Raw genomic sequence first — 22,172 nt, 5'->3', positions numbered from 1 at the left:
ATAAAATATTAAATTTATTATGGATTAATTACAGTAGCGCCTACGCTGAAATTAAGATCGGCGATAGCTTTTTGGAGGTTGTATTGCTGATTGATCACCTTCAGCTTGGTATCCTTATACGAGTCGAAAAAATCGATAAACTCTACCAGGCTCAACTGGCGCTGTTTATAGGCCTTAAACATATTGTTAAACAGGTTGTCGTATTGCTGGTAAAAATCGGTTTCGTTTTTTGATAACAGCTGCGTACTTAAATGGTATTGCTGTATGGCCGATACCACATCATTATTCAACTGCATCTCGCTGTTTTTATAGGTGGCCTGCAGGCTTTGGATGGTTGATTTTGCCGATTTGATATTACCCTGGTTGCGGTTAAATAAAGGCAAAGGCAGGCCTACGGTTAAACCCACATAATTGGGCGCGTAGCTGCTATGCTGGTCGTACTCCACACCAACGGTTACATCCGGAACGGCCAAAGCCTTTTGCAGCGCTAATTTATGCCCGGCCTGGTTATACTGGTACTGGTTGCTCAGGTAGTCGCCCCGGTTGGCTTTGGCCTTTTCTATCAGTGCGTTGGCATCCAGGGGCTGGTCGCTTATCCTGGTTTCCATCTGCGGAACGATATAGGCATTCTGACTGGTAGCAAGCAGGGTTTTTAACTGGCTTTGCAAATCATTTAGCTGGCGGCTGTTTTCAACCAGATCGTTCTCCAAACCATAAAGCAGGGCCTTCAGCCTGATCACATCTTTTAACGACGAGTTACCAACATCGTACGATTTGCTTACACCCGAAATTAAATTATTAACCGAACTGATTTCGCCGGTGTATATTTTACTTTGCTCTATCAGGTTGGATAGCTGGGCAAAATCAAGCAATAAATTATAATGCAGGTTGCGCAGCAGATCATTAAATTCGGCTTGTTGAATTTGCGCATCGTCCTTGGCAACCTGTATTTCTTTACCTCTTTTACCTGCGGTTTTAAATAACTGGGTTAGCTGGGCATATAACTGGCCGTTGCCATTGCTGTGGTCGAAAAATTTACCGTTACCATCGTGAATATTTTGGTCGGTACTCAGGGTTGGGTTATCCCATAATTTAGCCTGTTGTATTAAGGCCTGTGTGGCCTCAACATTATACTTTTGAGCCAATAAGCTCAGGTTATTTTTTAGAAACAGGCCTTCTGCCTGTTTAAAATCAAGATGTAAAGTATCTGTCTGGCATCGGGCGGTTAATGCAAAACCTATTAACGATGCCGTCAAAAGCATACTGCTACGGAGTTTATTCATATAGTTTTAGGATGTAACAAAAAAAAAAGATCGGACCGGCTACACGGTGTGAATGCCACCGATCCTCTCTCATCAACTTTAAATTAATTAGGTATTAATTTTATTAAGATTGCTTTGTTTTTATGTAAAGCAAAGCTACGCGCAAAACGGAAGAACGTCGTTAAACAAGGATTAAAAGGAGATTAAATTTATTCTACAGGGAATTGGATGGAAAATACGGTGCCACCACCACCATTAGCTTTGATAGATAAACTGCCCATATACAGCGAAACGATACTGTTGGTAATATATAACCCGAGGCCGTGCCCCGGAATATCGGCTACGTTTGAGGCCCTGTAAAATGGTTTAAAAAGATTACCCAGCTCCTCTGTGCTGATGCCAAGGCCATTGTCTATAATATCAATATTCAGTTGATTTTTAGCAGTCCGTAATATGCACTTTACCGGTTGGTTGTTTGAAAACTTAAAGGCGTTTGAAATAAGGTTATTCAATGCAATGTACATCAGCGATTTATTACAATTAACAATCACCGAGCGCTCATCATCAATCACATTATCTATTTCAACCTGTAATAAGTTTAATGCCAGCTTTTCGTTCCAGTAAGCCCATAGCTCCCATAATATTTCGTCTATCCGCACGGGTGTTAAGGTGGCTCTTGAAAAGTCCATATCAATTTCGGCCAGTTCAAGCAAACCGGTTATGGTGTTTCCGAGCCGTTCCGAGTCAAACAGTACCGATCTTAAAACCCGTTGGTATTCCGCCGGTTCACGCTCTTTAACCAGGGCTATTTCGGCTTCGCCGATGATGCTTGTTATAGGGGTGCGCAGCTCGTGCGAAGCGTTTGCTACAAAGGTTTTTTGCAGCTCAAAAGCGTTTTCAAGGTGCTCAAGCAGGTTATTAAAGTTACGAGCCAACAGGCTGATCTCGTCGTTGCCTTTCCCCTCGTCAACACGCATGTTCAGGTTACTGGCCCTGATGATCTTCATCCGGCTGATAACCTGATTAATAGGGTACAGCAGGCTATCGGCTACCCATCGCCCCATCAAAAAACACAAAACAATGATCACCAAAAATATGATGCTCATAATCCCTAACAGGTTGCGCATCCTAATATCTGTAGCCATATCCTGCGCAGATGCCAGTACCACAAAATCGCCCTGGTTATCTCTAAAAAACAAGCCTACTACCTGCCTGCCGCCATTCATGTATTGCAGGTAGCCGTTATGGCGCACCCTTTCAACCACCCGTTCATCCCAATGGGGTTCCTTTTCGGGTATAAAGGTGGCCTTGTTTTTTGAGTTATAAATCCGGATCACCTCGGTAGGTATCTTCTCCAGGTATTGCCCGCGTATAATAGCCAACGAGTCTTGCGATATTTCATCGGCCTTTAGGTATAGCTGGGCGGCTACGGTGGCCCGGTCTTTAAGCCGGCTAAAAAATTCGGCACGTAAAATACCCAGTATAGAAAGGTAAACCGACCCTATGCCGATAAGCAAAATAATGATGCTGAGCGACGTAAAATATAAAGAGAGCCGGGTTTTTATTTTCATGCCTTTTTCAAAACATAACCCATACCTATAGCGGTATGCAACAATTTGCCATCAAAGCCTTTTTCTATTTTGTTGCGCAAAAAGCTCATGTAAACATCAATAAAATTGGTACCAGTATCAAAGCCAATGCCCCATACCCTTTCGGCAATATACTGCCGGGTTAGTATTTTGCCCTGGTTGCGCATAAATAGCTCAAGCAAAGCATACTCCTTGGCCGTTAACACAATAGTTTTACCGGCGCGCGTGGCCGTTTTACCCGAGGTATCCAATTCCAGATCGTCAAACTTCAATATTTCGGCATCAACCTTCTCCATGGTTTGGCGGCGCAACAATGCTTCTATACGGGCCAGCAGCTCAATAAAGTGAAAAGGCTTCACCAGGTAATCATCAGCCCCGGCTTTTAAGCCCGCCACCTTATCATCAACGGCACCCAGTGCGGTAAGCATCAGGATAGGGATATGCGGATTTGTGGCCCTTACGTGTTTACAAACATCTATACCGCTAACAACAGGCAGCATAATATCCAATATCAATAAATCGTAGTTATTATTTTCTATCAGCTCAATGCCGCGCGCGCCATCGGTAGCAACATTTACCAGATACTCGTGCTCTTCAAGCCCGTTTTTTATAAACGCAGCTACCTTGTGCTCATCCTCAATCAGACAAATACGGTTCATTTTTGTGGTCTATTTATACAAATATGCATTTTATTTAACGACGGATGCGTGGATAAAAGAAGCAGTACCAAACATTGGCCAATTAATTCAATTTAGCGGTTTGTTTGTTCCAGAAAAACTTCCTATCGCTACACAAAAAAGCCGGTACATTTGCTGAGCCGGCTTTTTAACAACAAAGTCACCTCCGCTGCATTCTATTTCTTTACAAGTAAACCCGGCAATTTCCGGTATGTATTGCTCAATTTTATTTTACACTACTGTTTTAAAAGATGAGATATGACTTGTTTTAATGGTTAGCATAAATGATTTTCCAACATTTAACTTTACGCTTTTTCCCTTTAAAAATTCCTTCATATACTCGTCTCCAGTAAGGGTTTCAAATAGGTCCCTTGCTATAGCCGATCCGCTGATATTGTTTACCACTTTTCCATTTTCAATCAGCATGTTGAAGGTGTAACCAGACTTTCCTCTATCGCCTGCAGATTCAAAATCAGTTTTGTTAAGCAAAAATTGTTGATCTTCTGCATTGCTTTTTTTTAAATGTAAGCGAATTACAGGCGCGTACTTTTTCCAGATTGGTAAATATTTTCTTTCTTCCATTTGCTAATTATTAAAATTCCGTTTCGGTAGCGGAGGGCCACATTTTGAAAAGGCTATTTGTAGTTTCTATTAATCGTATTCATCCAGACGTGGGCCTGTTGGCCCCGTATATCAATGAAGATTCTTGCGAAGTCAACAGTATAAAGGTATAACAATAATTGGTAGGAAGGAGATTTAATGCTCATATTAAAGTGATTATGGTACATACAAGTATTCAATTGCCTGGCTAACCACACGTAAATTAAATACAAAACTCTACTATTCAGCATCTTGCATAAATTCACTATCTTTCGGGCCGTAAACTCAATATTTATATTTTAGTAACGATAAACTAATAACTGTTACGTTTCTTCATCCGCAAAACAACAACCTAAATCGATATATGGATAGCAGAAGAGATTTTTTGAAGAAAGCCGCCTTGCTTACAGGATCAGCAGGCCTGTCGGGCGTTTTACCATCATCCATTCAAAAAGCTTTGGCTATCAACGCGCCCGAAGGCAGCACCTATATGGACGCCGAACATATTGTGATACTCATGCAGGAAAACCGATCTTTCGATCATTGCTTTGGCACACTTAAAGGCGTAAGGGGCTTTAACGACCCACGCGCTATTACCCTGCCCGATCATAATCCCGTTTGGCTGCAAACCAATGATGCTGGCGAAACTTATGCCCCTTTCCGTTTGGATATCAAAAATACTAAAGCTACCTGGATGCACTCGTTACCGCATAGCTGGGCTAACCAGGTAAATGCCCGTAACGATGGCCGGTATGACCAATGGCTCAACGTAAAAAAATCAAGCGATATCCAATATTCAAAAATGCCTTTAACGCTGGGCTATCATAACCGCAACGATATTCCTTTTTATTATAAGCTGGCAGATGCTTTTACCGTGTGCGACCAGCATTTTTGCTCGGCATTAACAGGCACCAATCCCAACCGGTTGTTTTTTTGGACAGGCACCGTGCGCGAGCAGCAAAATGAAAGCTCAAGAGCCCATGTTTGGAATGATGATATGGATTATGGCACTTTAAAATGGGCCACTTTTCCTGAAAGACTGGAAGATGCTAACATATCTTGGAAATGTTACCAAAATGAAATGAGCATCGATGTTGGCTTTAAAGGCGAACAAGATGCCTGGCTGTCTAACTTTCAGGATAATCCACTTGAGTTTTTTAGCCAGTATCATATCCACCTGCACGATAAGCACATCACCTATCTGCAAAAACAAGCGGTGGAGATACCGGCAGAGATTGATACCCTGCAAAAGAAAATTGCCGCACTACCGGTAGGCGACAGCCAAATAGCTTACTTGCAAAAACAGCTAACTAACAAACAGGCCGACCTGGCAACGCTGAAAAAAAGCATGGAAAGTTTAAACCCGGCGGCGTTTGAGCAATTATCGCAAAGGGAAAAAAACATCCACCGCAAAGCTTTTGTAACCAATACCAACGATGCCGACTACCATGAGCTTACCAACCTGACCTATGATGATAACGGCACTAAACGTGAATTAAAGGTGCCCAAGGGCGATGTTTTACATCAGTTTAGAGCCGATGTAAAAAATGGCAAGCTGCCCACGGTATCGTGGCTATCGGCCCCCGAAAATTTCTCCGACCATCCAAGTGCTCCCTGGTACGGGGCATGGTATGTATCCGAGGTGTTGGATATATTGACCCAAAACCCGGAAGTATGGAAAAAAACCATCTTTATTTTAACCTATGACGAAAATGATGGTTATTTTGATCACGTGCCACCGTTTGTAGCGCCGCATTCTCATAAAACAGGTACCGGACTGGTATCGAAGGGCATTGATACCCGTGTTGAGTTTGTTACGCTTGACCAGGAACTGGACCGGAAAGAGTTTCCGGAAAAATACGACAGGGAGAGTTCTGTAGGGCTCGGCTACCGTGTACCTATGGTAATTGCCTCGCCCTGGAGCAAGGGCGGCTGGGTAAACTCCGAAGTGTTTGACCATACCTCAACCTTGCAGTTTTTAGAAAAATTTCTGAGTAAAAAAACCGGAAAAAAGATTGCTGAACCTAACATCAGCGACTGGCGCCGTGCCATTTGCGGCGATCTGACTTCGGCCTTCAGGCCCTACCATGGCGAAACAATTGCCACACCCGAGTTTTTACCTAAAGATGCCTTTATCGAGAGCATTCACAAAGCCAAGTTTACCAAGCTGCCATCGGGCTATAAGGCTTTAAGCGCCGCCGAGGTTGCTCAGTTTAATCAGTCGCCTCAATCATCGCCGTATATGCCGCAGCAGGAAAAGGGCATCAAACCATCCTGCGCCTTGCCTTACCAGTTATACGCTGATGGTAAACTAAGTAACGATAAAAAATCCTTCGACATCAAATTCGAGGCCAGCAACCATGTATTTGGTAAAGCGGCAATAGGCGCACCTTTTAATGTGTATGCGCCGGGTAAATACCTGCACGAAGAAAACAAACAACAGGTGTTTAAAAACGTACGAACCTGGTCTTATGGCTTAATAGCCGGCGACAGCCTGGCCGATACCTGGCCCTTGCAGGAGTTTGAGGGCAGCAACTATCACTTACGGGTGTACGGCCCAAATGGCTTTTACCGGGAGTTTAAAGGCAATGCCCAGGACCCGGATATCGATATCGTTTGCGACTATCAGCAGTACCGCTTGAGCCGTAAAAAAGAGTTAACCGGCAATGTGCTATTAAAACTCGAAAACCTGAGCAACACACAGCAATATAACATCCAGATTATTGATAACGCCTACAAAACCAACAATTACGATAAACAGCTAAGCCCGGCAAACAAAACCAATGTGATGATCAGCCTGGAGAAAAGCTTCGGCTGGTACGATTTTACAGTGAAGGTTACCGGCAATACATCTTTCGAAAAAAGATACGCGGGCCACGTTGAAACCGGGAAAAGCAGTTTTACCGACCCGTTGATGGGCGGCATTGTTGGGTAAAATACAAAGCGCCGAAAGATTAAGATATTGCCAGGCGGCGGTTGATATTGCGCGCAAAGCAACCAGGATGCGAAGCTTATTTACGTTGGCCGAAACATTATTTCTATTTTAGCATTTGATGATCATCAGGAAAGATAATGCCGCCCGTGCCGACTATGTACAAAGCATAAATAAAGCCATCCGCTTTATCGACCTGCACCTGGATGAGGACTTAACTTTGGAAATGGTTGCCGCTGCGGCTTGCTACTCGCCTTTCCATTTCCACCGGGTTTTTAGTGTTGTAACTAAAGAAACCCTGAACGCCTATATTACCCGCCGCCGGTTGGAAAAGGCGGCTTCTGTTTTAATGCGAAAAAAGGAAGTTGGGTTAACCGAAATCTATTTAAAATACGGCTTTAACAGCAATTCATCATTCACCCGCACCTTTAAAAAGTTTTATGGCCTGAGCCCCATGCAGTTTCGCAATAATTGCCCGGATAAGTTTAGCAAGATTAGGCAAGCGGATAGCAAGAACGGGCAAAAGATAGTGGCGTTCGACAAATACATTTGCAACATGGATCATAAACAATGGATGGAAATGAATGCAAGTATTGAAGTTAAGGAAATGCCCCAGTTACAAATGGCCTACATAGCACATGTTGGGCATGATAACTTAGCCGGTACTTTTGAACGGCTTATGCGCTGGGCCCGGCCTAAAGGCCTGATGGATTGGTCCGGCCTAAAAATGGCTACCATTTATCACGATAGTTTTAAAATAACCGCGCCGGATAAGGTAAGGATGAGTTCCTGCATGCTGCTGCAAGAACCGGTGCAAACCGATGGGGAAATAGCAACCCTAACCATCAATAAAGGAAAATTTATTGTTGGCCGTTTTGAAATGACTAACGTCGACTTTGAAAAAGCCTGGACCGGCATGTTTATCTGGCTCCACGAAAACGGCTATAAAACTACCGACAGAAACCCCTTCGAGCTATACCACAACGATTACAGAAAACACCCGGAAAACAAATTTATTGTTGATTTATGTATCCCGGTTGATTGATGGGTTGAAAAATTGGCTATGACGTTTTGTATGGGTACTAAAAATTCGATTTGTAAGTGATCGGCTAAGCCAATATTTTACTAATGATATTTTTCGTAAAATTCCACTACTATTTTAAGATCTTATTCTCAATTTAACCGCTGATTATCAATGCTCTATATCTTCACAAGTAACAAACCTGCCCAGCCGAAAAAAAAGCGATGATGTTTTGAACCTTCGTGATCTTCCTTGGTGCACAGGCAAGGTGCGCAAAGGCCTGACTGCACGCCGGGCCGGGAGCTGGCCCCGTGGGCGGAAGGATCGGGCAGTCTTGACTTTTTGGTTCTTTTTTGTCAAGAAAAAAGAACAAAGCCCTTCCCGCGGCGACTGAGCGGGCCGATGCTCTAAATTAAGAATACTGATTTCTAATGCAATAAAATACACTGATAGTCAGCAATATAGATAATCAGAACAATAATCCACATCAAAAAAATCTCGTACAGGGCGATGCCGCACGTCCTTCGACAGGCTTATAATGACATCTATGTAAGTTATTGATTGTCAATGTTAAATTCCTCTCCATCATGTCATCCGACGGGAGGAGGGATCTTCTAAAAGCGGTAAGTATGCGTCATATTCGGTGCGCTGATTATCAATGTGCTATCTTTGCTCGGATAATCAGTATTCATAATTTAGAACATCGGCACGCTCAATCGCCGCGTGAAGGGCTTATTACTTTTTGTCTTGATACAAAAAGTAACCAAAAAAATCAAGACTGCCCGATCCTTCCGCCCACAGGCCAACTCCTGGCCCGGCGTGCAGTCGGGCCTTTGCCCACTTTTCCTATCTTCGCTTGGTAATCTATAAGGTTCAAACGTCATCCCTATTGTTTTCCGGTTGGCCGGATCTGTTACTCTTGAAGATATAGAACGCTGCGGTTATTAGAGCGACAAGTCTATGCCAGCATTCCAGTCTCTGGCAGAATATAAAAGGGGGAGGCTGATGCGTGAGCGCTACATTGCTCCCGTAAAATTAGCTTTGACAACTTTTAAAAAGTTGTCAAAGTTTAACGCGTCAAAGCTAAGCGTGCTATAGCATCACAAAGCGTTCATTCTGTGTGCTTAACCATTTAATATAGCCTATTTTTTAACAGTCCCCCGTACCGCTTTAACCTCGGCAACTTTTACGGCACTGGCTTTATTGGTAAAGCTGTTTCGCACGTAGGTTAGCACATCGGCAATTTCCTGGTCTTTCAACATGTTTTGCGGGGGCATGGTGTTGGAGTACGATTGGCCGTCGATATCAACATTTTGCGCAAAGCCGTTCAGCACAATTTTTATTAAACGAACCTTATCGCCCAAAACATAAGTTGTTTTAACTAAAGGCGGGTTCATATTGGGTACACCTCCCCCATCCATTTGGTGGCAACTCAGGCAATATTGCAGGTAAACCCTTTGTCCGTTAGCCATTGATGCAGCCATACTTGCGGGGGCCTTAGCAGCCGCCTTTTTGGCGGCAGGTTTAGTTTGAGCAGCTATTTTCTGGATAGCAAGCAGTGAAAAACAAAGGGCAACAACAGTAGTAAAAATAACTTTCATTGAATAAAAGGGTAATGATGGGTTTATCAATCTACAGCCGGGGTTCAACACCCGGCTGTAGGGTAAATATATTTATTTTTTGGTGTAAACAATACGGTAAATGGTTCCCTTAGAATCATCGCTCACGTACAGCGAGCCATCAGAGCCTTGTGCCAGGCCGCATGGGCGATGATCTGCACGGCCCGAAGCGCTTTTTTGTGCCGAGCCTGAAAAATTATCCGCAAACACTTCCCAATCGCCGGATGGCTTTCCATCTTTAAATGGCTGGAACACTACAAAATAGCCTTTCTGCGGTTCAGGTGCGCGGTTCCATGATCCATGGAAGGCGATAAATGCTCCGTTGCGGTATTTTTCGGGAAACATTTTGCCGGTATAAAAAAGTAAACCGTTAGGTGCCATGTGGCCCGGATAAGCGGCTACGGGCTCCAGGTATTTGGCGTCCGCTTCTTTTTTTCCATCGCCACCATATTCGGGCGCTTGTATTTTTTTATGCTCTATCTGGTTATAAAACATATACGGCCAGCCGGCATTATCGCCTTTTTTAAGCGCATACATACACTCGGCAGGTAACTCGGCCGACTGCTTTACGTTAAACAACTCGGGCCAGGCACTGTTCAGGTTATCACGCCCGTGCTGCATTACAAAAAGCTGGTTATCCTGTTGGTTCCAATCCAAACCAACTACGTTGCGCAAGCCGGTAGCATACCGTACACCATCGTTATAACTTTGGTTTAACTTATTGGCCTTAAACTCCCAGATTCCGCCCATCGAATCCAGAATGGGGCATCCTTCAACACCCGGAGAATGAAAGGCCCTGTCAACCACCTGGCAAGAGTTTGACCATGCCCCGATGTTTACAAAAATATTCCCGGCATTATCCAACACAATAGATTTGGTTTCGTGCTGGCGGCCCGCCTTTAACCCGGTAATAATTTTCTCGGGTTTATCCGGGTCAATCACCTGGTTTTTATCATTCAGCTTATACCTGAACACTTCGGTATTTGACGATGCATACAGGTAGCCATCTTTAATATACATACCTGTACCACCATAATTACCAAATGCTGCTGTAACTTCGGCCTTGCCGTTAGCCCCTTCATGCAGTACCATAATCCCCTTGCCATCCTTGGGGCGGGCCAGCTTTACATAAATATCGCCCTGGGGCGTAACAGATAAATGCCTGGCCTGTGCGCCTAATTCGGCAACTTTTAAAGCACCAAAGCCTGCTGGCAGGGTTAAACCCGCGTTATCTGCATCGGGCACTACGCTGGTATCGGTTTTTAGCGCGTAAAGGGATATACTTGCTGTAAGCAGCGCTACGGGAAGTATATATTTTAATAACTTTTTTTTCATAATCAATTTTGGTTAGCACATTCAAGTTCGGCTGTTCTTCTTAAGCAGACAATCCGGTAACAGAAAGCAATTAAAGATATTAATTTTTTGCTCACAACATCAAATGACTGCCGCATATAACAACTATTTTACCGGATAGCTGAAATATATTGATAATAAAAATAAAGCAGGTTTTGTTTAACTTACGCGATTAAAAATTCATGTCTCAATGTCGTTTAGTTAAGAAATGGCGGTGCTTATATAATTGCAATAGATAGCACACAATCGCTCGCATAGAACACACCCCTCCGCCCCTCTCGAGAGGGGAATCGCACCGGCCGCCGCTTTTTTTTTAATATTATATTGATAATGAGTGCCTTATTAAGCTCCCCTCTTGAGAGGGGGTGGGCCGGGCATTGCGGCTGCAGGGGGTGTGTTCACCGTGCGACGAACTCTGCAACCTGAGTGCACTGCTTAACTAAATGGCATGAATCAAGTATTCCAAACCAAACGGCAATTACAGGCCATTTAAACACTTCGTTTAACCAGGTTTTGCCTGATAGTTTCAACCACTTCAAAAAAAACATCCAGCTTTTCCTGGCTTATGCCGGCTTCGGCCATATCGTTAATTTGCTGAACTTTGGTTTCAATATCCGGCATGGCACTTAAAGCATACGGCGACAGGGTAACATAATGTTGCCGCCTGTCCGCCGGATTTACTTCAACGCTCACCAACTGGTGTTCCTCCAATTGGAAAACAATATTGGCCATTCTTGATTTATCGAGATGCAGCAATTGGGCTAACTGGTTCTGCGTTAGCGGATGCACCTGCTTGGCCAATACAAGCAGTACCTCAAAATGGTTATTAACATGAATAGCAGATAGCTCCTTTGATAATTTTTTGGTGTACAGGTAATCTATCTGCCTTAAATTCCGTGCTATCAACTGGGGGCGTTCCATAATGCGCTTATCTGTGTTATTATTATTTTAAAGGTTTCTGCCGGGCGTGGTCCTCAGCAATATCATATTCCAGTTCGGGGTCTATATTCTGCTCTTCTACCTTTTTAGCTTTTTCCATCAGTTCTTCGTGGTGGGCCTGCAGGTAAGCCAGTTCTTTTTTTCCGTAAGATAAACGGGTGAACAGCACAAACAACACAGGCACAATGAAGATAGAAATGGTTGATGAGGCTATCATCCCGCCCAAAACCGTAACCCCAATGGTATTTCTGGATTCGGCACCTGCCCCTGTAGCCAATACCAGCGGCAATACGCCTAAAATAAAGGCGAGCGAAGTCATGATGATGGGGCGCAAACGCAGCCGTACCGCTTCGAGGGTCGATTTGATGAGCTCTTCTCCCCTGTCAACCCTGATCTTGGCAAACTCCACAATCAAAATGGCATTTTTGGCCGACAGGCCTATCAGGGTGATGAGCCCTATTTGCGCGTATACGTTATTGGTGATGTTGGGCGCCGTTGTAAGCGCTACTATAGCCCCGAAAGCGCTGATAGGCACAGCCAACATCACCGAGAAGGGTACCGACCAACTCTCGTACAGGGCAGCCAGAAACAGGAATACGAAGATGATGGAGAACATAAAGATATAGATGGTGGTAGAGCCGGCCTTGATCTCTTCATAGCTCAATCCCGAAAACTCGTAGGTATAACCGCGCGGCAGTGTTTTGGCGGCCAGCTGTTTCAATGCTTCAATAGCCTGTCCGCTGCTGTACCCCTCGGGTATGGAGCCGTCCACCTCGGCAGACCGGAAGATATTGAAGTGCGTGATCAATGGCGCGGCCACAATAGGCTTGTAGCTGATTACGGCGCTAAGCGGCAGCATCTCCCCTGCCGAATTATGTACATAATATTTATTCATGTTGGATATCAGCGCCCTATAGGCTGTATCGGCCTGAACAACTACGTGGTACGTTCGGTTATACAGCGTAAAATTATTCACAAACAAACTCCCCATATAAGCCTGCATGGTTGAGAATACATCCGAGATGTTGATGCCCAGCTTCTCGCATTTCTCGCGGTCAACATTGAGCTCATAGCTTGGCGTATGTGCCGAAAAATAACTATAGGCGCTTGATGTGGCCGGTGTTTTTTTGGCGGCTGCCACAAACTTTTTAACTACTTTTTCAAAAGTATAAATATCATCGGTAGAGCTGCCTTGCTCTATCTGCATACTAAAACCCGCGGCCTGCCCAATGCCGCGGATGGGTGGCGGTTGGGCCACTACCACATTGGCGTTTTTAATACCGGCCTTGGCAATTTTTTGCTTTAGCACATTCATCAAACCTGCGGCACGGGTATCGGGTGTGGTGCGCTCGTCCCAGGGTGTAAGCATGCAGAACATGGAGCCGTTGTTGGAGTTGGCACCACCGTTCAGGATGTTAAATCCGGAAATGGCCGTGTAATGCAGGATGCCTTTGGTAGATGCCACAATCTTCATCAACCTGCCCATCAGCGCTACCGACTGGGTGGTTGATGAAGCTTCCGGAAGCTGGTAGGTAATGTATAAGCGCCCGCCATCTTCGGCCGGTACAAAGCCCGACGGCTTGGCCTGGAACAATACATAGGTGCCAACACAAATACACAGCAATAAAATAACAATGTAGCGGGCACCCTTAATGCTCCGGTTTACGCCGTTGGTATATTTGGAAGTTGTTTTTTCAAACACCCGGTTAAACCAGCCGAAGAATTTATCGAGCCAGCTTGATTTTTCTGTCAGTTTAGATGTGGGCCTGAGCAACAGGGTGCAAAGCGCCGGTGTTAAAGAGAGGGCGATAAAAGCCGAAAGGATAACCGATATGGCGATAGTGATAGCAAACTGCTGATACAGCCTGCCCACAATACCCGGGATAAACCCAACCGGTACAAATACCGAAGCCAGGATTAGCGCGATGGCGATAACCGGTGCCGAGATCTCTTTCATGGCGTGATAGGTGGCCTCCTTGGGAGACATCCCCTTCTCGTCGATATAATGCTGTACCGCTTCTACCACAATGATGGCATCATCTACCACAATACCTATCGCCAGCACAAAGCCAAACATGGTAAGGGTATTGATAGTGAAACCCAGCGGGATAAAAAAGCAAAAGGTGGCCAGGATAGACACCGGGATAGCCAGGATGGGGATTAACGTTGAGCGCCAGTTTTGCAAAAAAAGAAACACAACGATAGCCACCAAACCGAGTGCCTTAATGAGCGTGCCAACCACCTCTTCCATTGATACTTTGATAATGGTGATCGACTCGAACGGCACCACGTAATCAACATCAGAAGGAAAGGACTTTTTTAATTTGGCTAATGCCGCGTAAACATTATTAGCGGTTTGCAGGGCGTTGCTCCCCGGCGACTGGTAAATCTGTAAAGTTGAAGCGCGGTTACCATCGATAAACGCGTTGCTGGAAAAAGTAAATTTACCAAGCTCAACACGGGCCACATCTTTTAGATAAATCAGTTGCGCAGTTCCCGGTATGGCTTTCACCACGATCTTTTCATAGTCGGATGCTTTGTTGAGCATGCCGTTCACTAAAATACCGGTCTCTACAGTTTGACTGGAAAACTGCGGGGGCGCACCTACCGAACCTGCCGCCACATAGGCGTTTTGAGCGCTCAGCGCGGCGGTAACATCTGCCGGTGTTAAACCATAAGATGCCATTTTATCCGGATTCATCCAGATGCGCATACTAAAGTTATCTGTACGGGCGCTTACGTCACCTACGCCGGGCACACGCAGTATGGCATCCTGGATATAAGTATTGGTATAGTTATCCAGAAAGGTAATGTTATGTGTATGCTTTGGCGAATAAATACCTACCAGCATCAGCTGATCGGGATTACTGGCGCGTACTGTGAGGCCAAGCTTACTTACCACCGCGGGTAACGAGGGGCCCGCTATGCCCACCCGGTTTTGAACGTTAAGCGCCGCGATGTGTACGTTGGTGCCAATTTTAAAAGTTACCCTGATGCCCATTCCCCCGCTGTTGGTGTTGGTGCTCGTCATGTACTCCATGCCGGGCGTGCCGTTTATCTGCTCTTCGATTGGCGTGGCTACGGTTTGCTCAACAGTTTGCGCGTCGGCCCCGGTGTACGAACCATTTACTGATACGCTGGGCGGCGAGATATTGGGATACTGATCAACAGCCAGGTTAAACAGGCAGATGATACCCGAAATAGATAATACTACGGATATCACGATCGCGGTAACGGGCCTTTTGATAAATGTATTTGCGATCATCCTTAGTTAGCTTTATTGAGTTCGCGGGATTTTTCAATCTCATACTCCAGTTCGGGGTCAATGTTTTGCGCTTCAACCTTGCGGGCTTTTTCTTTCAGGTCTTCGGTATGCGCCTGCAGGTACTCCAGTTTTTCTTTACCGTAGGAGAAGCGGGTGATCACCACATAAAGCACCGGCACCACAAATATCGCAATGGTTGATGCGGCAAGCATACCGCCCAGTACCGTAAAGCCTATGGTACGGCGCGCCACAGCGCCCGCGCCTGTTGCCAGCACCAGCGGCAGCACACCTAATATAAAGGCAAGGGAAGTCATGATAATAGGCCGCAAGCGGAGGCTTACCGCTTCAAGGGTGGATTTGATAAGCTCTTCGCCCAGATCAACCCGCACTTTGGCAAACTCCACAATCAGGATGGCGTTTTTGGCCGCGAGGCCGATGAGGGTGATCAAACCGATTTGCGCGTAAACGTTATTGGTTAAGCTCGGCACAAATATGAGCGCCAAAATAGCACCCAGCGCGCCGATTGGCACGGCCAGCAATACCGAAAACGGTACCGACCAGCTCTCGTACAAGGCAGCCAAAAACAAGAACACGAAGGTGATGGAGAACATGAAGATGTAGATGGTGGTTGAGCCAGCCTTGATCTCCTCATAACTCAAACCCGAAAACTCATAGTCGTAACCTTCGTGCAGGGTTTTCTTAGCCAGTTCCTGCATGGCGGCTATGGCCTCGCCGCTGCTGTGTCCTTCGGCTGCAGAGCCGTCAACTTCGGCGGTGCGGAAGATATTGAAGTGCGAGATGAGCGGCGGCGCGTCCACAGGTTTGTAGCTGATCAGCGTACCCAACGGTACCATGGTGCCTGCCGAATTACGCACATAATACTTATCCATATTGGATACCACTTTACGGAAGGCAGTATCGGCCTGCACAACCACGTGAAAGGTACGGTTATAGGTAGTAAAGTCGTTAATATACAAACTGCCCATGTATGCCTGGATGGTGGTGAAAACATCGGATATGTTAACCCCCAGCTTTTCGCATTTTTCACGGTCTACCGTCAGGCTATAATTTGGCGTATGCGAGGTATAAAAACTGAACGCGTTGGTGATCACCGGATTTTTGTTGGCTTGCGCGATAAAGTTATTCACCACTTTTTCAAAGGCCTGCAAATTATCGGATGTATTGCGCTGCTCTATCTGCATACTAAAACCAACGGTGGTGCCAATCCCCGGCAAGGGTGACGGTTGAATCACCTCCACATTGGCATCTTTAACGCCCGCGTCGGCTATTCGCTTTTGCAGCACACCTATAATGCCGGGCACCTGTTCGCTGGTTTTACCACGGTCGTCCCAGGGCGCAAGCTGGCAATAAATGGTACCGTTGTTAGAGTTGCTGGCATTGGTTACCACGTTTAACCCCGATAAGGCCGCATAATGAGCCACGCCCGGCGTTGAACCGATTACCTTCATCAATTGCGACATCACTTCCACCGACCGGGCCGTTGACGAAGCCGGCGGCAGCTGGAAAGTAACGTACAGGTTTCCGTCATCCTCGGATGGGATAAACCCTGATGGCTTACGCTGGAACAGGAAGTAGGTGCCTGCGCAAATACAGAGTAGGATGATAATAACCAGGCGCGATGCCTTGATACTCTTTTTCACTCCCTCGGTATAACTGTCGGTTATCCGCTGAAACCAGTCATTAAATTTAACAAACCATTTATTAAGGCCCTTAGCCTCCTGCCCGGCAGGCGATGGTTTTAACAACAACGTACACAGGGCAGGCGTTAACGAGAGGGCAATAAATGCCGAGATGATCACCGAGATGGCGATGGTAATAGCAAACTGCTGGTACAGCCTGCCTACAATACCCGGTATAAAACCAACCGGCACAAACACCGCGGCCAATATCAGCGCGATAGCGATTACCGGCGCCGAAATATCCTTCATGGCTTTGTAAGTTGCTTCCTTGGGCGACATGTGGTCATGATCGATATAATGCTGCACGGCCTCTACCACAATAATGGCATCATCCACCACAATACCTATCGCCAGCACAAAACCAAACATAGTTAAGGTATTGATGGTAAAGCCCAGCGGAATAAAGAAGCAGAAGGTACCAAAAATAGATACCGGGATAGCCAATACCGGGATTAAGGTTGAGCGCCAGTTTTGCAGAAACAAAAACACCACCACAGCAACCAGCCCGAGGGTTTTTAACAAGGTGCCTACCACATCCTGCATAGAAACTTTAACCACCGTAACCGACTCAAATGGAACGCGGTACTCCACATCTGCCGGAAAGGTTTGCTTCAGTTTGGCCAGAGCGGCATAAACGCCGTTAGCGGTTTCGAGCGCGTTGCTGCCCGGCGCCTGGTAAATTTGCAGGTACGATGCCTTATGCCCATCAACAAAGGAGTTGCTTGAGAAGGTGAACTTACCCAGCTCCACGCGGGCAACATCCTTCAGGTATACCAGTTGCCCCGTTCCGGGGATGGTTTTCACAATTACCTTTTCAAACTCGGATACTTTACTCAGGCGGCCATTCACCAAAATGCCCAACTCGTAGGTTTGGGTTGAAGCCTGCGGCGGCACACCGGCGGTACCGGCGGCAACCTGCACGTTTTGCGCGTTAAGGGCGGCAATAACATCGGCAGGGGTTAAACTGTAGGATGCCATTTTATCGGGATTCATCCAGATGCGCATACTAAAATCGTCGGTAAAGCGGTTAATGCTGCCCACGCCGGGCACGCGCAGCAAAGCATCCTGAATGTAGATATTGGTATAGTTATCTAAAAAAGTAACGTTATGCGTGCCTTTAGGCGCATAAATAGCTACCATCATTAACATACTGGGGTTAACGGCGCGTACCGTAAGGCCCAGGCGGCTAACTACCGAGGGCAGCAACGGGGTAGCTATGCTCACCCTGTTTTGAACATCAAGCGCGGCAACGTCAATATCTGTACCTGTTTTAAAGGTTACATTCATGGTCATCTGCCCGTTGTTGGTGCTGTTGCTCTGCATGTATTCCATGCCGGGGGTTCCGTTCACCTGCTCCTCTATGGGGGTGGCAACCGTTTGCTCTACCGTTTGCGCGTCGGCGCCGGTAAACTGGCCGTTCACCTGTACAATAGGCGGCGTAATATCGGGGTATTGATCTATAGGCAGCAGCAATATACTCACCGTACCCGTAATAATGAGCACAATGGATATAACGATAGCCGTTACAGGTCTTTTAATAAAGGTATTAGCAATCATATAATAATGTCTTTCGTTTCAGTTTTTTTATTCATGGTTGATGGTTGATGGATCATGGTTATAAATTATAGTCGCTTATATAGCCTGTCAATCATCAAACTACCGAGCATCCCACTATCAACCATGATCTATGATCCATTAACCCAAAGCAGCCAACAACTATTTACCTCCCACCCTTACCGCCTGCCGATGGGCCAACCTTGTTGGCGGTGGTAATTTGCGAACCATCGTGCAACAGCTGCACGCCGTCAACTACAATTCGTTCGCCTTTGTTCAGGCCGCTTTTAATAATCATGTTGGCACCAATGGTTTGCCCCACCTGGACCTTTTTTTGTACGGCCACCAGTTTTTTGATCTTGTTTTTAGCCGAGTCGGCACCTGCCTTGGGGTTGTTCATCAGGCTGTCCTGGGCAGTATATACAAAGTATTCGCCCATTTGCTCAACAACCGCCTTGCCGGGCACCAGCAATTGCGGGCCGGCTTCCTGGTTATGTACCCGCACAACGCAGCTCATGCCAACCCTTAGCAGGCCCTGGGGATTATTAAATACCAGCCTGATGGTAATGGTACCGGTTTGCGAGTTTACGGCACGATCTATCACCGCTATTTTTCCGTTAACCGGATACAGCGAGTTATCAGATAACAGGATGGTGAAAAGCGAATCCGTATCCTGATGCTTGTTTTGCTGCAGTTTTTCAAAACGGGGTAATTGTTTTTCGTTGATCACAAAATCAACCGCCATCGGGTTATCGGTAGATATGGTATTCAAAACCGTTGAGTTGGCTGTAACCACATTGCCTAATTTTACCTGGCTAAAGCCGATGGTGCCATCAAACGGTGCGTAAACAACAGCATAGCTCAAATTGGTTTTAGCTGTTTTAACAGCCTGATCTGCCGATTTTACCTGGCTCCGGGCATTTTGCAGGGTGATGACGGCATGGTCATACAGTTGCTTGGCCACGGCATTGTATTTATTAAGGTATTCGTAGCGGTCGGCATCCTGCTGGGCCTGGGTAAGGGTGCCTTCGGTAACCTTGCGGTTAGCCACGGCGGCATCATAGCTATCCTGGTAAATGCGCCTATCTATTTCATAAAGTTTTTGCCCTTTTTTAACATGGCTGCCTTCGGTAAAAAATATCCCGGTAACGGCACCCTGCACTTGTGGCAACAGGGTAACCTGGCTTAACGCAGCCGTGGTTGATGGATATTGATCATAATACAATACGGGCTTTGCCGTAACCTTATATAAGTTAACGGGGACTTCGGGGTTTACAGGCGGCTGCTTTTTTTTGCAGGCTGCCAATATCATCACACTGATAAAAATGGTGGTTAACAATAGTACTCTCTTCATCGGGTTTAGTTTTTCAGGCATTAATAAGTAATATCTCCCATGGCTTTTTCCAGGTCTATTTTGCTCGACAGCAGTTGGAACAGCGCGTTGGTATAATTTATTTCGGATGTAATGAGGTTTGATTCGGCGGTTATCACATTTAGGTAGGCCACAATGCCCTGCTTGTATTGCAGGTTAACCACAAAGTAAACACGCCTGGCCATGGCCACATTTTTTTGCTGCATGTTAAAGTTGTACAGGTTGCTCTTATAACCGGCCAAGCCGCTGGCGTACTCTTTATAAAGCTGCGAGCGCAGGTCAACCTCGTCCCAATGGATTTCCTGCTCCTGCAAACGCGATTTCCGGAGGTTATGCACCCGCGCAAAACCCGTAAAAATGGGAATATTGAGCGACAGGCCGATCAGCGAGCTGGGGTACGAGTTGGATAAAAGGCTTGGGAAATTATTATTGGCAAACTGCAGGTTATAATTAAAAAAGCCGGATACGGTAGGTATATAGGCATATTTATAGTAATGCGTTAATTCAAACTGTAAATCGCGGCGGGTGATGATCTGCTGGTACTCCACCCGTTTTTCATATTGCAGCTGCTTGGTGGTATCGATCCGGATATCGTTCATCATCTGTACGGTATCGATAGTTACATTAAATTGCTTCTCCGGTTCGTAACCCATTAATTGTTTCAGGGCGGCGTATTGCGGTATTACATTCTCGTTGGCCTGTTTGAGTTGCGTTTTTGAGTTATTGAGCGTAATGGTGGCCTGCAGATAGTCGGTTTCGTCAACAATACCGCTTTTATATTGGTGGTAGGTATCGCGCAGGTTGCGGCCTAAACGGGCAGTATCTTCTTTTAACACATTGATCTGCTGCAAGGTAAGCAGCACATTGTAAAAGGCTTTACTAACAGCAGCTACTACGTAAATTTTGGTACTGTCGGTAACCTGCTGGGCCTGCTTAACCAGCAAGGGCGCACTCCTTGAATTGTACAGCAACTCCGGACTGACAATGGCTTGCGAAACCGCCAATTCCGGGACAAAGGTATTGGCATAGCTTGACCGTAAGGTACTTGACGAACCCGTAGAAGTGCCTGCACCGGTTGTGCCCGACGTGGTGGTTGATATATTGGTATTTGACTGCTGTATATAATGGACCAGATTACCGCTGGCATTAACCTGCGGCAACCACCCGGCCAGGTTAACGGCATTGGTTTGACGGGTAATATCAACATTAATGAGCGATTTGTTTAAAGCCGGCTGATGGGTAAGCGCGTAGTCGATACATTGGCGCAGGTTTAGATAGATGCCTCCGTTTTTGCCGGTGTCGGTAGCGTTGGGCATAACAGGGAAACCTATTTTATTAGTATCGGGCACGTGCTCTATAGCTGGGAATTTAGTTTTGCCGTTTTGCGCACGTGCTGTTAATGACAGTCCAAAAATTGCCGCCATTAATAACAAAACACTTAGGCTTTTTTGATTAAAATGTATTTTCTTCATTTTAAAACAGAATGATTTTTAATTTGAGCACGAATTTTTAATAATGAGGTATTTTTATCTTACAGCCCATTTTGATCATAAACCCTGAATGGGGATTGATTGAAATGGAGCGTCCAAGTTTTTACCTATATGATATACATGATGTATTAATTGGTCGCGGTGCGGCCACGGTTACTGATATTATGCGCTAATAAAAAACCAGATATCAGGATTGGGTAATACCAAAATCAGATCTCTTTTGGAAATCTAATTTGTGGCATCATAAAGGAAATGCAGGATCAAATACGGATGACACGCAAACTCAGCCAGGCATTGGGATGCGGGCTGTAGGAAGCGATAAAATAACGGCTATTATTGTTTTTGGCTAAACCTAACAAGGCCAGGTTGCCAAAAATAAAGAAGAAGAACAGGATACGGGCTACGGTGGCCGGTATCACAATTTTATTTTTATTTTCTATGGAAGTACGGCTGCCCCGGTGCAGCAAGGTGCCGCCCATACCCGGATTACCGGCTTTACCATTCAACTCAATATGCGAATGAGCGCTCGCCCACTGGTTAAGGTGGTTAATTGGTGGCAAAGTAAAAATATACATTAAAGCAACCCATACGTATACCACTACCAATGATAGGGTTACGTATTTTTGGATAATGTAATTGTGTGTTTTCACGTTAGTTTAAAACTTACACTAATATACGGTCTTGTTTCTTTAATGTTTTGTAAATATTTGGATACAAGTGCACTGGGGTAAATTGAAAGAAAAAAAACACCGCTGTTTTAACCGCGGGCTAATGCATGAGCTACAGGCACGTCTTTTTT

The 22,172-nt window shown here is 45.6% G+C and carries 14 protein-coding genes; 2 read left to right on the top strand and 12 right to left on the bottom strand.

Annotation, left to right across the window (positions count from 1 at the left end):
• Positions 1-17: 17 nt before the first annotated feature.
• The 4 genes from MUCPA_RS25070 to MUCPA_RS25055 all read right to left on the bottom strand — a co-directional run bounded on the left by MUCPA_RS25070 (position 18) and on the right by MUCPA_RS25055 (position 4,110).
• Positions 18-1,283 carry a TolC family protein gene (locus MUCPA_RS25070; protein WP_040626408.1) on the bottom strand — a complete coding sequence of 422 codons (1,266 nt, stop codon included), beginning with the start codon at positions 1,281-1,283 and terminating at the stop codon, positions 18-20.
• Positions 1,284-1,471: 188 nt separating this feature from the next.
• Entirely contained in the window at positions 1,472-2,833 is a 1,362-nt protein-coding gene (locus MUCPA_RS25065; protein WP_008510176.1) for a HAMP domain-containing sensor histidine kinase, read from the bottom strand.
• Positions 2,830-3,510 carry a response regulator transcription factor gene (locus MUCPA_RS25060; protein ID WP_008510175.1) on the bottom strand — a complete coding sequence of 227 codons (681 nt, stop codon included), beginning with the start codon at positions 3,508-3,510 and terminating at the stop codon, positions 2,830-2,832. Before MUCPA_RS25060 ends, MUCPA_RS25065 begins: the two co-directional genes overlap by 4 nt.
• A gap of 249 nt (positions 3,511-3,759) precedes the next feature.
• Positions 3,760-4,110, bottom strand: a complete 351-nt coding sequence (locus MUCPA_RS25055) for a hypothetical protein (RefSeq protein ID WP_008510174.1) — start codon at positions 4,108-4,110, stop codon at positions 3,760-3,762.
• A 382-nt stretch (positions 4,111-4,492) separates the two neighbouring features.
• On the opposite strand from MUCPA_RS25055, the gene MUCPA_RS25050 reads away from it, so the two are divergent.
• Together MUCPA_RS25050 and MUCPA_RS25045 are read left to right on the top strand one after the other, a co-directional pair.
• Entirely contained in the window at positions 4,493-7,063 is a 2,571-nt protein-coding gene (locus tag MUCPA_RS25050; RefSeq protein ID WP_008510173.1) for a phosphocholine-specific phospholipase C, read from the top strand.
• A gap of 118 nt (positions 7,064-7,181) precedes the next feature.
• The gene (locus tag MUCPA_RS25045; RefSeq protein ID WP_008510172.1) at positions 7,182-8,105 is read left to right on the top strand and encodes an AraC family transcriptional regulator; all 924 of its coding nucleotides are present in this window, start codon (positions 7,182-7,184) and stop codon (positions 8,103-8,105) included.
• A gap of 1,118 nt (positions 8,106-9,223) precedes the next feature.
• On the opposite strand, the gene MUCPA_RS25040 is transcribed toward MUCPA_RS25045, so the two are convergent.
• From MUCPA_RS25040 to MUCPA_RS25005, 8 genes are all read right to left on the bottom strand, one after another.
• Positions 9,224-9,682 carry a c-type cytochrome gene (locus tag MUCPA_RS25040; RefSeq protein WP_008510171.1) on the bottom strand — a complete coding sequence of 153 codons (459 nt, stop codon included), beginning with the start codon at positions 9,680-9,682 and terminating at the stop codon, positions 9,224-9,226.
• A 72-nt stretch (positions 9,683-9,754) separates the two neighbouring features.
• Entirely contained in the window at positions 9,755-11,035 is a 1,281-nt protein-coding gene (locus MUCPA_RS25035) for a PQQ-dependent sugar dehydrogenase (protein WP_008510170.1), read from the bottom strand.
• 507 nt (positions 11,036-11,542) lie between these two features.
• Entirely contained in the window at positions 11,543-11,974 is a 432-nt protein-coding gene (locus tag MUCPA_RS25030; RefSeq protein ID WP_008510169.1) for a MarR family winged helix-turn-helix transcriptional regulator, read from the bottom strand.
• A 22-nt stretch (positions 11,975-11,996) separates the two neighbouring features.
• Entirely contained in the window at positions 11,997-15,257 is a 3,261-nt protein-coding gene (locus MUCPA_RS25025) for an efflux RND transporter permease subunit (protein ID WP_008510168.1), read from the bottom strand.
• A 2-nt stretch (positions 15,258-15,259) separates the two neighbouring features.
• On the bottom strand, positions 15,260-18,514 hold the full coding sequence (locus MUCPA_RS25020) for an efflux RND transporter permease subunit (protein WP_008510167.1): 3,255 nt from the start codon (positions 18,512-18,514) through the stop codon (positions 15,260-15,262).
• A 163-nt stretch (positions 18,515-18,677) separates the two neighbouring features.
• Positions 18,678-19,865, bottom strand: a complete 1,188-nt coding sequence (locus tag MUCPA_RS25015) for an efflux RND transporter periplasmic adaptor subunit (RefSeq protein WP_040628015.1) — start codon at positions 19,863-19,865, stop codon at positions 18,678-18,680.
• Positions 19,866-19,885: 20 nt separating this feature from the next.
• Complete coding sequence (locus MUCPA_RS25010; RefSeq protein ID WP_008510165.1) at positions 19,886-21,355, bottom strand: TolC family protein; 1,470 nt, start codon at positions 21,353-21,355, stop codon at positions 19,886-19,888.
• A gap of 278 nt (positions 21,356-21,633) precedes the next feature.
• Complete coding sequence (locus MUCPA_RS25005; RefSeq protein ID WP_008510164.1) at positions 21,634-22,023, bottom strand: hypothetical protein; 390 nt, start codon at positions 22,021-22,023, stop codon at positions 21,634-21,636.
• Positions 22,024-22,172: the final 149 nt, after the last annotated feature.

The organism is Mucilaginibacter paludis DSM 18603, from assembly GCF_000166195.2.
In the GTDB taxonomy this organism is placed as follows: Bacteria; Bacteroidota; Bacteroidia; order Sphingobacteriales; family Sphingobacteriaceae; genus Mucilaginibacter; species Mucilaginibacter paludis.
Note: the sequence above shows the minus strand (reverse complement) of the source record. Positions and strands in the feature narration are given on the sequence as shown.

Bases quoted from the DNA above. Each gene is read 5' to 3' on its own strand.
- MUCPA_RS25015 (WP_040628015.1), bottom strand. From the start codon at position 19,865: ATGAAGAGAGTACTATTGTTAACCACCATTTTTATCAGTGTGATGATA.
- MUCPA_RS25045 (WP_008510172.1), top strand. From the start codon at position 7,182: ATGATCATCAGGAAAGATAATGCCGCCCGTGCCGACTATGTACAAAGC.
- MUCPA_RS25040 (WP_008510171.1), bottom strand. From the start codon at position 9,682: ATGAAAGTTATTTTTACTACTGTTGTTGCCCTTTGTTTTTCACTGCTT.
- MUCPA_RS25050 (WP_008510173.1), top strand. From the start codon at position 4,493: ATGGATAGCAGAAGAGATTTTTTGAAGAAAGCCGCCTTGCTTACAGGA.
- MUCPA_RS25070 (WP_040626408.1), bottom strand. From the start codon at position 1,283: ATGAATAAACTCCGTAGCAGTATGCTTTTGACGGCATCGTTAATAGGT.
- MUCPA_RS25030 (WP_008510169.1), bottom strand. From the start codon at position 11,974: ATGGAACGCCCCCAGTTGATAGCACGGAATTTAAGGCAGATAGATTAC.
- MUCPA_RS25060 (WP_008510175.1), bottom strand. From the start codon at position 3,510: ATGAACCGTATTTGTCTGATTGAGGATGAGCACAAGGTAGCTGCGTTT.
- MUCPA_RS25065 (WP_008510176.1), bottom strand. From the start codon at position 2,833: ATGAAAATAAAAACCCGGCTCTCTTTATATTTTACGTCGCTCAGCATC.
- MUCPA_RS25010 (WP_008510165.1), bottom strand. From the start codon at position 21,355: ATGAAGAAAATACATTTTAATCAAAAAAGCCTAAGTGTTTTGTTATTA.
- MUCPA_RS25020 (WP_008510167.1), bottom strand. From the start codon at position 18,514: ATGATTGCTAATACCTTTATTAAAAGACCTGTAACGGCTATCGTTATA.
- MUCPA_RS25055 (WP_008510174.1), bottom strand. From the start codon at position 4,110: ATGGAAGAAAGAAAATATTTACCAATCTGGAAAAAGTACGCGCCTGTA.
- MUCPA_RS25035 (WP_008510170.1), bottom strand. From the start codon at position 11,035: ATGAAAAAAAAGTTATTAAAATATATACTTCCCGTAGCGCTGCTTACA.
- MUCPA_RS25025 (WP_008510168.1), bottom strand. From the start codon at position 15,257: ATGATCGCAAATACATTTATCAAAAGGCCCGTTACCGCGATCGTGATA.